This is a genomic window from Raineyella sp. (genome assembly GCF_034933565.1).
Taxonomy (GTDB): domain Bacteria; phylum Actinomycetota; class Actinomycetes; order Propionibacteriales; family Propionibacteriaceae; genus Raineyella.
On record NZ_JAYFNG010000011.1, the window covers coordinates 135,737 to 149,957 of the forward strand.

The following is a 14,221-nucleotide window of genomic DNA, read 5'->3' on the forward strand; positions in this document are numbered from 1 at the left end:
TGCCCGGCGGGATCAACGCCCGGAGCTCCCTGGCTCCCCTGGGCGAGACCTCTCCCACAGGCATGTATGTTGCTCGAAGGGGCCGCCGCCTGAGAAGCTGCCGATCAGGACGCTCACCGGGCGTCGTACCCGCCAGCACCTGACGCAGGTAGGTCGCGGGTGCTCGTGCGCCATCATGAGGGGCCTAGCTCCGATAAGGGATCTTGTGGCTCGGGGGGAGCTGGATTGGACATCCGGACGTGGTCACGGTTGCATGCCGCGGGGCTGGTGTCGCTGACGCTGAGCCTCGCACTGGTGGTGCCATTCCTGGTAGTGGCCGGATGGCCAGCTTTCCAGGACTTCGGCGGGTGGATGTATGAAGCGTTTGCAGCTTCCTGGATACTGACCGGACACGCTGCTGAGGGGATGTCATTTGCGACATACCCCGTGCCCTATGCGCTCGGACAGGCTGTCCTCACTGGGTTAAACCTCGTCATGGGGCCGATGTCCGCAGGTTTCGTCTACGTCATGCTCTACTTGGCACTCGGTGCCGCAGCAGTCGACATCCTCGTCCGCAAGTACGATGTTCGTCCGCTGGCGGGCGGGGTCTTCTTCACCTTGACCATCGTGGTGGGGTCTGGCTTCTGGAACGGCTACATCGGTAGCCAGCTGGGCTTGGTGCTGCTGATGTTCGTCCTTGGCCTTCCCCGCGCCTGGATCGTGTCGCCCGTTGGGGTGCTGGTCTGCTCCCTCCTGATGTTCGCGTCACACGGCATCGCTTACGCGGTCTACTGCGTAGTGGGCTTGGGCCTTGCCTGGCGGGCCAAGCGTGTCCTTGCCTATGCCATGGGGATCTTGCCAAGTATCGGCCTCGCGGTGTGGTATTCCCTTGCATCCTTCAAACAGGCCGAGTCCGGCGGCGTCAGCAGATCCGGGCTGCTTTCCCATCTTTTCTATAAGGGCTACACGGCCACGAAGCTCGGCGCCTACGGCAATCTTCAGGTCGGCACCGCTGGTGACGGCGATGCCATGCCGGTCCTCTATTGGCTCGGAGTCGCAGCAAATTTCTCCTTGGCGCTGCTTCTGGTCCTTCTGGTCGGCTCGATAGTGCGCAACCGTAAGAAAATCTGGACGGACCAGCCAGCCGAGCTGATCATCACGGGATCCTTGATCCTCGTCTACCTGTTGTTACCCTTACAGGTTGGGGTACTTGTCAATCCCGGGGAACGAGTCCTATCGGCCGCGACCGTCTTTATAGGAGTATTGACGATGGGCCGCACGAATGGCGACACCCGCCGCTTGAGCGCCCTTGCCGCGGGGGCGCTTGTAGCTGGGGCAGGGCTCACGTTGGTCAGCGCGCTCACGATGGGAATTAAGCAGGGGCTCCAGATTGATCGCCCGACCATTCCCGGCAGGGATGACTCGCGCATCGCCATCCTCTATGGACATCGGACGGACGCCGATGCGGAGTCAGCCACAAACGCAACGTCCGGTGCGGCGACGGGAGCGGGCCCGCAACTCCCGCCCCGATGGGGCACTTCGTTCCTCCTTCCTACGGGTGGCCAATAGCCCACTGATCAAGACTTCTAGCCACCCGCTACCCCTACAATAAAGATCGCCCTATAGCCGGTAAGCATACCCCTTACCCCACCGGGAGCCCCCGTGACACTTGAATCAAGTAAGCCTGAAATAAGCGTACTGATCCCTTACTTCAAATCGCTCAAAACTCTTCCGGCCCAACTGGACGCCTTGGCAGCTCAAGATGATCCACCATTATTCGAGGTCCTTGTCGCCGACAATGAACGGGCAGACCACCTCAACGAGGTAGCGGAGCGCTACCACAACCGTCTCCAGATCCGAGTTATTGATGCCTATCAAGCACGGGGGGTCGGCCCAGCACGCAATCGAGCAGTTCAGGAATCCCGAGGCGAATACATCGCTTTTTGCGACTCTGACGACATTGTAGCTCCTCACTGGTTGAGCTCTTTGATTGAGATCCTCCGAGAATCCGACGTCCTTGCAACTGGCCCACTGAGGCTCGACTCCCTGAACAGCGAACCTGTTTGGCGAGCCTTCCTAAATATTGAAAACGGCACGGCGGTCGCGAGACCGGTCCTCCTCAATCCATTCACATACTTGAACTACGAGCGATTCGCCTACGGATGCAACATTGCAATTCGTCGTGAAACGTACCTACGGCTAGGAGGAATGGATGTCAGCCTCCTCGGCGGCTCCGAAGATGTCGAATTTTCATGGCGAGCAATTGAAAATGGTGTGCGGATCGAAGTTGCACCCAACGCCATCGTAAATTATCGCCTAAGGAGCGAGCCGGCAGGGATACTCAGACAGAAGCGCAACTACATGCGGTCACAAGTCCACCTGTGGGCCAAAAGTCGCCAAATTGGGCGTCCGGTCAGAGGGATGTCATTCCGCTGGGCAGTAACTCAAACCGTCAAACTTCTCCCTAGTTACATAAGGTCAAGAAGGGGTGGGAATCTGAAGCGGCTCCAATTCGCCCATCAAGCCGGTGGAATCTTGGGAAATCTGGAGGGACAAGTCAGGTTTCGCATCGCTGGAGGATGGGCCAGAAAGGAATCCAATAACAAAAATTAGCAGTTTGATGAGAAATTTAAAGGTGCTCAAATAAGAGGTGCTCAAATAGGCCGCCCCACAACGCCAAGAATCGCGACACGCCCGGCTCCGCGCACACCACTCGAGAGGCACCCCCAGGCCCGATCTCGCGCAGCGGTCGGGGTCGAACTCGTCGGCACACCCTCGTATGATCGCTGGGTAACATGTGACCGATCCGCAGGTGCCGCAGCAAGAGGCACAGGGGGATCAAAGCTGGAGCATCGCGGGCGACTTCAGCTGCCTTGGGGAGGTTCGCGGGATGGACATGCCGACGCAGCATGCGGGTGACTTGTCATTCCTGGCACGGATCCGTGTTCCCCTCACCTTGGTGCCATGGCGGATGCGAGGCACCTTGGTCCTGATGGCCGTAGCCGCGATCCTGATGGCAGGTCTTGACCTGCTCGGCGTGATCGCGATGATGCCCCTGACCCAGCTACTGACGAACACCACGGAACTGCCGTCAACCGTCACGCGCTACTTAGTTCCCCTTTTCGGAACCGACGACCATCAGAGACTTCTTCTGTACTGCGCTCTCTTCGTCGGAGTCATGTTCATCCTCAAGGACCTGGTGATGCTCGCCCTACGCTGGTGGAGCATCGGGCAGATGGGGCGGGCATCAGCCGCCGCCCAGGCCGCCTTGCTTCACCGCTACGTCCATGCCACGTACGCCTCCCACCGCGGCCGGACGAAGCCCGAGATCCTTCAGACGGTGACCAGCACTGTCAACATCGCATTCACGCAGGCCTGGGTCAGTGTGATCAGCCTGATCACCGACCTCGCCACGGCGGTGGCACTCCTCGGCACCCTGCTTGTCCTCGCCCCCCTGCCGTCCTTGGTCGCCGTGGTCATCTTCGGCGGAGCCGCTCTACTGATGGTCCGGGTGGTCAAGCCCCACGCTCTCCGCTTCGGGGTCCAGACCCTTCGCCTCAACACACGGATGTGGTCCTATGTGAACCCTGCGGTCGAGGGCTTCCGCGAGTCGCGGATCTTCGGGCGTGAGGACTTCTTCGTCGAGCAATTCGCCCGGAATCGACGCGAGATCGTCCAGCCTGAGCGCAAGCAGCAGATCCTCGGCGAGCTCCCCCGGTATCTGATGGAGATCGTGATGATCTTCGGGATCCTCCTGGTGGGCCTACTGCTGTTCGCGACAAGCCCACAGTCCACGGCATTCGGGCTGCTCGCCATCTTCGCTGCGGCCTCGGTACGCATAGCACCGTCACTGAACCGAGCGGTCACCAGTGTCAACACGATCCGCACGAGCCTGCCCGCCGTGGACCGGCTCGTGGACCAGATCGCGGAACTCGACGCCACTCAGGACGCCGCCCCTGAATCCAGAGACGACGCCGGTGGCCTACCGGAGTCCGACATCGTCGTGAGCGGGCTCGGGTTCACCTATCCGGATGCGGACACGCCGGTCCTGGAGGATGTGTCAGTCACTATCCCCCGCGGTCACACTGTCGCCTTGGTGGGGTCCTCCGGAGCGGGCAAGACAACGTTCGCCGACATTCTGCTGGGGCTCTTCTCGCCGACCTCGGGCACCATCACTGTCGGGGACGTCGATGTCGTCGCACACCCCGGTGCTTGGCGTCGCAGCGTGGCGGCGGTGTCCCAACGGGTGTACCTGTGGGACGCCACCATCCGAGACCTCATCACGTATGGGCAGCCGGTGGAAGATATTGATCCGCAGTTGCTGGTGCGTGTGATCCGACAGGCCCAGCTCGAGAGCCTGCTCGACTCTCTGCCAGAAGGCCTGGACACCCGTGTCGGGGAGAGCGGCACCAGACTCTCGGGGGGGCAGGCCCAGCGCATCGGCATCGCACGGGCCCTCTATGCCCAGCCGCAAGTGCTCATCCTCGACGAGGCGACCAGCGCCCTCGACAACGAGACGGAGCACGAGATCACCTCGACCATCGAGGCCCTACACGGCCAGATGACCGTGATCGTGATCGCCCATCGTCTGTCAACAGTACGCAATGCCGACGAGATCCTCTTCTTCTCCCAGGGACGCCTTGCGGACCGCGGGACCATGAGTGACCTGAGGGAGACGAACGACGAGTTCGCCCGGCTGGTGGAGCTCGGGCAGCTCACCTGATGACCAGTTGCCGTCATGGACGGCAACCACACGAACAAGCGCATGCGTGCGTCCTGCAGGAGGCGTAGCCCCACCTCGAGTGTGTCTACGCCGCAAGAGCGAGGAAGTGACCGGGAGACATGAAGGCCCTCATCACGGGTGGCGTCGGATTCATCGGACAGTGGACGGCCCGGCGCATGGCGTCGAGGGGCTGGGACGTCGTCGCCCTTGATTCCTTGTCGCCACAGGTGCATGCCGACCCCGACTCCGCCGTTCGCGCCTTCCCGGGCACGGTCATCCGCGGAGACGTTACCGATCGGTCGGTGTGGAGGCAGTCGTCGCGGCCGGATGTCGTCATCCATCTCGCCGCCGAGACTGGCACCGCGCAGTCGATGTATGAGGTGGAGCGCTATCGCGGCGTGAACGTCGGCGGCACTCGCATGGCAGCGGATCAGGCGAGTGAGTGGGGCGTTCCTCTGGTCGCCATGAGCTCCCGCGCGGTATACGGAGAGGGCCGCTATCGACACCCGGACGGGACGGTAACGTTCGACTCCCCCGAAGACCCCGACGCTTCACCCGAGGCCTCACGCGAGTCGGACGATCATCGGCCCGTCTCGGTCTACGGTGAGACCAAGAGCGAGGCCGAGGCCCTGCTCACCGCAACCGCCCGTCAGATCCCGGTGAGCGTCGTACGCCCGCAGAATGTGGTCGGCCCGGGCCAGGCCCTGCACAACCCCTACACCGGGGTCCTCGCCGCCTTCCTCGCCAGGATGCGCGAGGGCAAGCCGCTGCTGGTCTACGGCGACGGTCTGCAGACCCGTGACTTCGTGGCGGTGCAGGACGTCGCCGTCCTATTGCACTGGCTGGCCGAGCATCCCACCCCGCTCGGTGCTGTCCGGACACTCAACGTGGGCACCGGCGTGCGCACCGCGATGAACGAGATCGCCGAGTACGCCTTGTCCGGAGCTCCCGACGGCGGGCACGGGATCGAGCATGTGGACATTCATCGCGCCGGCGACATCATCCACGCCTGCAGCGACCAGAGCACCAGCAGGGAGCTCGGCGCACCGCAGCCGGCGATCACGACACGTGACGCAGTCGCCTCGTTCATCACATGGTCCTGGGACAAGCCCGGCGTCTCATCGCAGCTCTGGGACGACGCGTTGCAGGAGTTGGCCGACCGCGGCCTCTCCCACTGATCGCTTGGACGGGCCGTGGCCACTCTGCGCTCGCTCATCCAAACACTGCCTCTGGATTCACACTCCCCCCGGGAAGGCGGCACCACGCGGGGTTACCGGTGGACCAACGGTTGCCCCTACCCCACAGCCGCGTCCTAGAATATTCCCGGTACTTCTGCCGGACTCTACGGAGCGGATGCATGAGGGCGGGTCGGTCGACCTGTCCTCGCAGATGGGGAGGCGCGCATGACCGCGATAGTGGTGGATGACCGCTATCGGTTGCCGCTTGTCCAGAGGCCGACCGATTCATGGCGCGATCTGCGCTTCGCTGAGCTCTTGGTGGGGCTGAGCATTCCTTTCTGGCGGGTCGGCGTTCCGCCCGGTATGCCTCTTGACGTGGGGGTGTTCGCGGCGGTGGTCGGGGCGTGCTGGATATTCGTCCGGCCATCGGTCGAGACGCCGAGCCTGAAGTGGGCGACGCTGCTTTACTTCGCCATGCTGGGTCATGTGGTCGTTGTCTCGGTCATCGTCGGCCAACCGTGGGCCCAGCGATCGTTCCGGTTCGTCTTACTCTTCCTCTTCGCCGTGATGGTGGCTCAGGGGCGGCTGCATTGGCGCTCGATCGTGGTGGGGGGCTTGGCCAGCCTGGTGCTTGTCAACGTCCCCGCGTTCTATGCCGGGCTGGCACCGAACGACTACCCGCCATATCTCACCGGATGGCTCGGTGACAAGAACGTCGCAGGGTTGTATTATGCCGCATTCGCGTTACTCGGCTTGCCTCTGGCGCGCAAGCGATGGCACCAAGTCGTCCTGGTCGTCGTCATGTTCGCATTGGTCTGGGCGACGGGCTCACGCACGTCGATCGCCGCGTTGGTCTGTGGGCTGGGATGGTGGCTGATCCGCAACCGACTTCCGTTGCCGGCCCGCCTCGCGGCGTTCGGCCTCGGCATCTGGGCACTGACCGCCGTGGAAGAGACGACGTCTCAGATTGGCCCCTTCGCCGATCGGACCGGCACGGACCTGCTTCGCTCCGAGATCCACGCCGCCGAGCAAGTCAAGCTCGCCGCATCGCCTTGGTACGGCGATGGGCTGAACACCGCCACCGTTTCGGTCATGCACTGGGAGAGCATGTGGTTCCATGACTCCTACGCGGCTTTGCGCGTAGAGGGCGGCATCCCGATGTTCGTCGCGATCCTGGTCCTCTTCGGGGGCATCGGCTTGGGCCTGCTGAGCGTCAAGCGTCAGGTCGGATCCAACCTGTGCGCCGCCGAGGGCGCCATCATCGTTCTGCTGGTGTGTGCCTGGCAGCTAGGGGAGGTCTTCTTTACTTCGCTGGCTTTCCTCGTGCTGGGGATCGCTCTGTACGAACGGCTCAGCACACCACTGCACGAGGATGCGCAACCATGAACGTGGCCCAATTCCTGGTAGAGAAGAGAGCCGGGCTGCGCTTCCACATCGCGCGAGCAACCATGCCCGTGTTGCGCCGCGCGTTCGCCCACATCGGGCACGGCACGGTGATCATCCGGCCGCTCCTCCTCCAAGGGGTTCCTCGGATCAGCATCGCTGACCGCGTGCTGATCCGGGACGGCGCCTGGCTCGCCACGGAGGGCGATCACAGCAGCCTGAGCATCGGCGCCGACACCTATGTGGGACACCGCTGCCACCTCCACTCGATCGACCCCGTCTCCATCGGGCGTGGCTGCGTGCTGGCTGACAACGTCATGGTCTCCACAACCGACCACGGACGGGAGGACCGCCACACGGTACGCGGGACCGGCCCGATCATCATCGGCGACCACGTGTTCCTCGGGCAGAATGTCGTGGTCCTCGGCGGTGTCACCATCGGCGACGGCGCTACGGTGGCTGCAGGGGCCGTCGTGGTGCGCGATGTCCCTGCTGGGGCCGTCGCCGGTGGCGTTCCGGCCAGGATCATCCCTTCGGCTACACGAACGGAGGGGCGGCAGCAGCTGTGACCCGCTCACCCCGGAAGCTCCTGATCGTCACGCCCAAGTTCCACGGCTACTGGCGATCGATCGAGAACGCGTTCATGGCGCTCGGCTATGACGTGAGGTCCCACCGCTACGACGACGTCTCGGCCGGTGACAAGGTCTACAACAAGGTCCGGCATGAGCTGCCCGCAAAGATCAGGGGCACTGGGCAGCATCTGTCCCGGGAACAGACCACAGATCGGGCCATCGACGTCCTGCGGGAGACCCGCCCGGGCCTCCTGCTGGTGGTACGCGGAGACGCCCTGACCGACCGGTTCTGGCAGGCGGTCGCCGACGCCCGGATCCCTGCAGGCATCTGGTTCTATGACGAGCTGACCAAGATGGACCAGGATCTCCCGCAGCTGGCCGACCGGGCAAGGATCGCCAGCTACAGCGCAGCAGACGTCCGCCAGTTGGTGAGCCAGGGGATCCCCGCACTGCACGTCCCCTTGGCCTTCGACCCGGGAATCACGGTGAGACACCGGCCATACGACGCCACTATCTCCTTCATCGGCGCCCGATATCCAAAGCGTGAGGCGCTGCTGCACGGCCTGGTGGAGCGTGGCCTGCCGGTGCGGGCCTATGGCCGTGACTGGTCCGACCACCCGGTCGACCGTCTACGTACATGGCGCACGTCCTCGATCGGAGTGCCCAACGGCCGGGACCTCCCCCTGGCAGAGGGCTACGGCGTCATGCACGGGTCGGCGGCGACGCTCAACATCCACGGCGCCCAGGACGGCTTCACAATGCGGACGTTCGAAGCCTGTGGGGTCGGTGCGGTGCAGTTGATCGATCGCTCCGATGTGGCGGACCTCTATGAGCCAGGGACCGAAATCCTCGTTTTCAAGAACGAGGACGAGTTGACCGAGCTCTGCAGGAAGTGCCTGGCGGACACACCGGAGATGCGCCGGCTCCGGGAGCAGGGACGCCGCCGGACGCTGGACAGCCATACCTTCCGACACCGAGCACACGACCTGGAGGCACTGTGGGCAGAGTGACGGCCCCGGCAGACGGATCTTTGGCCTTCCCCACCGACCTTGCAGCGTGGCGGGCGTGGGATGCGTCCCAGCGACGAGCACGGCGCATCATGTCGTGGACACGACGGAGAGGAAGACCAGAGGTACGGCCGTCTGCGCACCTCTTGCTCCCGGCCGATGAGCCCGATGTCCTCGTCGTGATTGATGTGTGGTCCCCCAGCTGTCGGTTTGCCATCGGCGCCCCCTTGGAGCACTTGGACCCTCGACGCACAGCTGTGCTGACCAGCGTCCCGGCGGCAATCAGGGATCTCGGGCCGGACAAGCACGACACAGAGTTCGGCAGCCTCGACCAGCTCCCACACTCGATCCGGGCCATCGTCACGCTGGGCGCCTACAACGACCTCGCTGGGCGCGTGGAACCATGGGCCCAGCGACACGATGCCAGCTACTTCGTCGTCCAGCACGGCCTGCTCACCCCTTGGGCTCCACCACTCAACGACGGCGCGCACCTCCTGGCCTGGTCCGAGGAGGACGGCGATTACTGGACCGCCGGGCGCACCGGAGTCTCGTGGCGCACGGTTGGTTCCCAGATGCTGTGGGACGCCTCCCGACAGCCGTCGGCCCCGGTCCTCGACGAGCATCCGGTCCTGCTGGGTCAGTTGCACGGCACTGAGCTCCCTCGCAGCCAGAAACAGCGGCTCTACATCGACTTCACCCGACGGACCGGCGCGGAATACCGTCCGCATCCGAACGAAGCCGACGTCCTTTCCCGTCTCCAGCATCGCGTCATGCGTGCGGCTGGCGTTCACTTCGTCTCGGCACGGGGCCCCATCACTGAGATGGGCCGACCGGTCGTGTCGATCTTCTCAACCGGCACCCTTGAGGCTGCACACCACGGGCTCCCGGCTTGGGTCCATCACCCGTCTCCTCCTGCTTGGCTGAGCTCCTTCTGGAATCGCTATGGCCTGTCTCCCTACGGCAGCGCCCCCACTTCCCCCATCTCACTTCCCTCGACGGAGCCCGCCCGCACCATCGCACGGTTGGTGCAGTCGTGATTCGGCCTGACAGCACCGTCGACGTCTCCGTCATCATCCCCTGTCACAACAGCACCGGCACGTTGGGACTACAGCTCGATGCCCTCGCCCAGCAAGTGGGGGCCCCGCCCTTTGAGGTCATCATTGCGGACAACGGATCCGGCGACGGGCTGGACGAGTTCATCAGGCCGTGGCAGGAGCGGTTGAATCTTCGGTACGTCGAGGCCCGCGACCGCCAGGGCCCTGCCTATGCCCGTAACGTCGGTATGTCCGTCGCGGACGGAAACCTGTGGCTGTTCTGCGACTCGGATGATGTCGTCGCACGTGATTGGGTCGCCGAGGGAAGCTCTGCCCTCGGTAGCGTCGAGGTCTTCAGCGGTCCCGGCCTGCGGGCGACCGACGAGGAACTCCGTCGCGGACTACCACAGGCTTGGCAGACGTTAGACGCCGGCCTCGCTCCGGGCGAACCACTCGGGCAACCGATTGCACGACCATGGCCGATCCTCCTCGGCGGAAACTCCGGCCTTCGCCGCGACCTGGCGATCGAGGTCGGCGGGTACGACGCGGCGCTCTCCCATGGCATCGAGGACAACGATCTCGCCGCAAGGCTCCAGGCAGCCGGCCACCTCATCACTCCGGCACCCGGCGTCCGTATCCTCTACCGCGAGCGAGCAGGCGTAGGCGCTCGTTTTCACAGTTCTCGGCTGTCCGGTGAGTGGCATATGGCGATGTGCGAACGCCACGATCTGTGGAAGGCATCCCCGCACTTGCGTGGCGGTGCATGGCGGGTGGAGCCGCTCCGCTGTCTCGCCAACGCCGTGAGGATGACACTGTCACCCCGGAATCGGGACTGGGCAGGTCTCGCCTCCCGCATGGGCCTGGCGATCGGCATGTGGCAGGGATGGTGGCGGTTCGGCGTCCGCAAGAAACTCCCTGGACCGGAGACCGGCATCGGCGGTACGGCCTCCGCTACACCTCATCCCGGCGAAGCCCTGGTCTTCATGCCGGGGATCACCAGCGGGGGCGGGGCGGAAAGATACGCCGTCGCCATGGTGTGCGCCCTCGCCGAGCTCGGCTACGACCCGATCCTCGCCACCAATGACTCGACCGACCCCGGCTGGATCGACGATCATTTCGGCGTCGACCTTGGCAACGCCAAGGTCCTTCCACTCCCCGAGCTCCCAGCTTGGATGCATGCACTACCCAGAGCGATCTTCGACCTACTCGAGGAGTGGTCCTGGCAACGGACGATGTCACGACGCTCCCCTGCCGTCTTCGTCGACTGCCTGTATCGCAGCGAACTTGCCGGAATGGGCGATCTGAGTGTCTACATCTGCCATTTCCCCCACCGTCTGGGCATCTCTTACCGCGGGCCGCGCCGAATCTACATGGCGACCATCAAACTCTTGCGAAATAAATTTCTTCACAAGGGTCAAGATTTTCGTGAAACATATGACATGGTGTGCGCCAACTCAGAATTCACTGCTGGTCACATCCGGGATAGGTGGAACGTGGAACCCCAGATCCTCTACCCTCCATGTCCGGCGATGCCAGCGATGACCGACCGTCTACAGCGGATCCTGGTGGTCGGGCGTATGGAAGCCCCGGTCCCCGGTGTTCCGAACAAGCGGCTGGACATCTTGGTGTCGACATTCGCCCGCATGGACGACCTTCATGAGAACGGGTGGGAGCTCCACGTCGTGGGCGCCTGCCCAGATCGGAGCCGACCCTACCTCGATGAGCTGAAGAGACTCGCTGGCGGAACTCCCGTCGTGTTCCATCGAGATGCGGAGTATGACGAGCTTCGGGCACTCTATGCGACATCGACGCTCTACTGGCATGCCCAAGGGTACGGCGAGGACGCCTCAGAACACCCCGAGACCCAGGAGCACTTCGGCATGACGACGGTCGAGGCCATGTCGGGTGGAACGATTCCGGTGGTCATCGACACCGCAGGCCCCCGCGAGGTGGTCGAAAAGGTTCCCGGCTGCGGTCACTGGGTAACACCCGAGCAACTGATGGACGAAACGAGACGTATCCTCACCCTCCCGCCGGCAGATCTCACCGACCTCTCCCAGCGCTGCCAGGACAGAGCACGCGAGTTCGACACCCCCCACTTCGCTCAGCGGCTGTCCGACCTTCTCACGGCCTCGCGGGCCGGCTCCAGCGCCGGACCAGACGATGCAGACTGGCTCCATGGCCGCCCCGTACTCGTGCTGTCGCCGCACCTTGACGACGCACTGTTCAGCGCTTCAGAAGTGATCCGCAGCACCACGACAGAGGTCTGGACCGTCTTTGCAGGAGAACCACAGCCAGCCCTGACCACGGCATGGGACCGCACCTGCGGATTCCCCGACTCTCACGCCCTGATGATCGAACGTCTCGATGAGGACAAGCGAGCATTTGCAGACACGCAGGCCGACATTCGGCACCTGCCCTACCTGGACGGAGCCTATACGACCCCCGAACGGCGAGCGGCCGACTTGGAGGATCTCCGACGTGAGCTCTCTGCTTGGATCGAGCAGCATTCTGGAGACCAGCCGATAGTGGTGCTCCCCGCCGGTGCGGGCGTCCCTGTGGCTGATCCCCTCGGCGATCGGATGGCTCATGTCACCCACAGGATCGCAAGTACACCAGGAATTCTCGCGCCTCTCGTTCAACCTCTACGTGGCCTCAAACACCGCTTATACCAACATCGCCGCCGGAGCGCACAGGGACAAGGCCTGGCAGTCAATGAGGACCACCGAGCGGTCCGGGACACCGCCCTAGCACTCCTGCGCCGCGATCCTCGCGTGACAGTCGTGCTCATGGAGGATCTCCCCTACTTGTGGTGGCATCCGGCCGATGATGCCGTAAAGGAAGCGGCAGCCAAGAATGGCCTGAATGCCACCAAGAGACGGCTCATTGTCGACCGAAGATGGAAAAACGAACACATTTCGGAATACACATCTCAGCTGCACACAATGGATGTCGATCAAAACCGGCTGGCCAAGACGGAGACCTTGCCAGAAAACGAATACTATTGGATCCTGAATCGTGAAACGAATCCCCCGCTCACCGTTCCCGAAAGCCTTCAGGATTGATCTCCTCCCTTCCCCTTCCCCGAAGATACCCCGCCAGGACCCGGATCTGGCGGCACGGCACGAGTATGGAAAGGCTGAGACCGGTGTGGCCCCAAGAATTTAACCGGGTCATCTTCGTCGACCCAAGACTTCCCCACATGGGCGGGCGATCCACGTATATGGAGACCATTTCGGAAGCGCTTTCAACTGCCGGCGTCGCCGTAACTCACGTATCGTTGTGGCCGGGAACGAGCCCAGCAAAATTTCCCACTGTTGTCGTCTTCCGCCGAGAACGACTGCATGCGGGCCCACTGCTTCGCGGTAACGGGAACCCCATGAAAAGGCTGTGGGCGCTGCCTTTCGTGGCATTCAAGAGAATGGACCGCCTCTGGGCGCTGAGGCGCTTCCGCCGTTTCATCTCCGGTCTCGGGTCGGACACGATCGTCGTCTTCACAGACGTAAAGTCGAGAATGGTCCTCAAGGAGTCCGGATTCACGCGAAAGGAAAGCGGCCCCGTCTTCATCGGGCAGCACCACACATCGTTTGATGCACTGAAATACGAGACTTGGCTCTGCGAGGCGCTCCCCGAGAATTTTGCAGACATGGATGCAATCACCGCTCTGACGCCACAGGATGCGGCCCAGCTGGAGCAACTCACGGGAGTCCCGTGCTACCACCTCAGGAACCCTCTTCCGGGCGGGATTATCCCCGGAACTTCGCACGGGCCCATCGCCGTTGCCTTGGTGAGGTTCACATGGGAGAAGCAGATCGACGTCATGATCCGATCCTTCGTCGCTGCAACAGCGTCACCGGATCTCGGTCATTGGAAACTCCTTATCTACGGCGAGGGTGACCTCTATGAGCAGATGGAGACCTACATCCGGGAACTCGGTGTTGGTGGACGGGTAATGCTGATGGGACGAACAGATGATGCGGCCGCGGCACTTCGTCCCGCCTCTCTCAACCTGCTCACCTCTCGATTCGAGGGTTTTGGGCTGACCATCCTGGAAGCAGCGGCAGCCGGAGTCCCTTCAGTCGTCTTCGACTGCTCCCCCGGTGTCCGCAGCCTCGTCCGGCCCGATACCGGCTATCTGGTGCCTGAAAATGACGAGGAGGCATACGCAGAGGCACTGCGCGAGGCGATGCGGGATAACTCTGAGAGGAACCGACGAGGAGTTCTTGCCTCAAGAATGTCGGCGGAGTACGCGCCGGAGCGGGTCGTCGATGACTTCGGCAAGATCGCGGTCGCCGCGGCCGGCGATCATCCCCGTTCAAGAAGGACTGAGCAGCCCTAGGATCCC

Annotated in this window: 10 protein-coding genes; all 10 read left to right on the top strand. The window is 63.2% G+C overall.

Annotated features, from left to right (window positions below; all coding sequences use genetic code 11):
• Positions 1-267 precede the first annotated feature (267 nt).
• The 10 genes from VB059_RS04135 to VB059_RS04180 all read left to right on the top strand — a co-directional run bounded on the left by VB059_RS04135 (position 268) and on the right by VB059_RS04180 (position 14,215).
• The gene (locus VB059_RS04135; protein ID WP_323420758.1) at positions 268-1,548 is read left to right on the top strand and encodes a hypothetical protein; all 1,281 of its coding nucleotides are present in this window, start codon (positions 268-270) and stop codon (positions 1,546-1,548) included.
• Positions 1,549-1,641: 93 nt separating this feature from the next.
• On the top strand, positions 1,642-2,592 hold the full coding sequence (locus tag VB059_RS04140) for a glycosyltransferase (protein ID WP_323420759.1): 951 nt from the start codon (positions 1,642-1,644) through the stop codon (positions 2,590-2,592).
• 184 nt (positions 2,593-2,776) lie between these two features.
• Complete coding sequence (locus VB059_RS04145) at positions 2,777-4,702, top strand: ABC transporter ATP-binding protein (protein ID WP_323420760.1); 1,926 nt, start codon at positions 2,777-2,779, stop codon at positions 4,700-4,702.
• A gap of 119 nt (positions 4,703-4,821) precedes the next feature.
• Entirely contained in the window at positions 4,822-5,880 is a 1,059-nt protein-coding gene (locus VB059_RS04150) for an NAD(P)-dependent oxidoreductase (RefSeq protein WP_323420761.1), read from the top strand.
• Between the two features lie 225 nt (positions 5,881-6,105).
• A complete protein-coding gene (locus VB059_RS04155) occupies positions 6,106-7,266 on the top strand; it encodes a zinc ABC transporter permease (protein WP_323420762.1) in 1,161 nt (386 codons plus the stop codon).
• Positions 7,263-7,832, top strand: a complete 570-nt coding sequence (locus VB059_RS04160) for an acyltransferase (protein WP_323420763.1) — start codon at positions 7,263-7,265, stop codon at positions 7,830-7,832. Before VB059_RS04155 ends, VB059_RS04160 begins: the two co-directional genes overlap by 4 nt.
• Complete coding sequence (locus VB059_RS04165; RefSeq protein ID WP_323420764.1) at positions 7,829-8,845, top strand: CgeB family protein; 1,017 nt, start codon at positions 7,829-7,831, stop codon at positions 8,843-8,845. Before VB059_RS04160 ends, VB059_RS04165 begins: the two co-directional genes overlap by 4 nt.
• Before the next feature lie 254 nt (positions 8,846-9,099).
• Positions 9,100-9,879 carry a hypothetical protein gene (locus tag VB059_RS04170; protein WP_323420765.1) on the top strand — a complete coding sequence of 260 codons (780 nt, stop codon included), beginning with the start codon at positions 9,100-9,102 and terminating at the stop codon, positions 9,877-9,879.
• Entirely contained in the window at positions 9,876-12,941 is a 3,066-nt protein-coding gene (locus VB059_RS04175; RefSeq protein WP_323420766.1) for a glycosyltransferase, read from the top strand. The genes VB059_RS04170 and VB059_RS04175 overlap by 4 nt, the downstream gene beginning before the upstream one ends.
• Before the next feature lie 137 nt (positions 12,942-13,078).
• Positions 13,079-14,215, top strand: coding sequence for a glycosyltransferase (locus VB059_RS04180; RefSeq protein ID WP_323420767.1), 1,137 nt, complete (start codon positions 13,079-13,081; stop codon positions 14,213-14,215).
• Positions 14,216-14,221 lie beyond the last annotated feature (6 nt).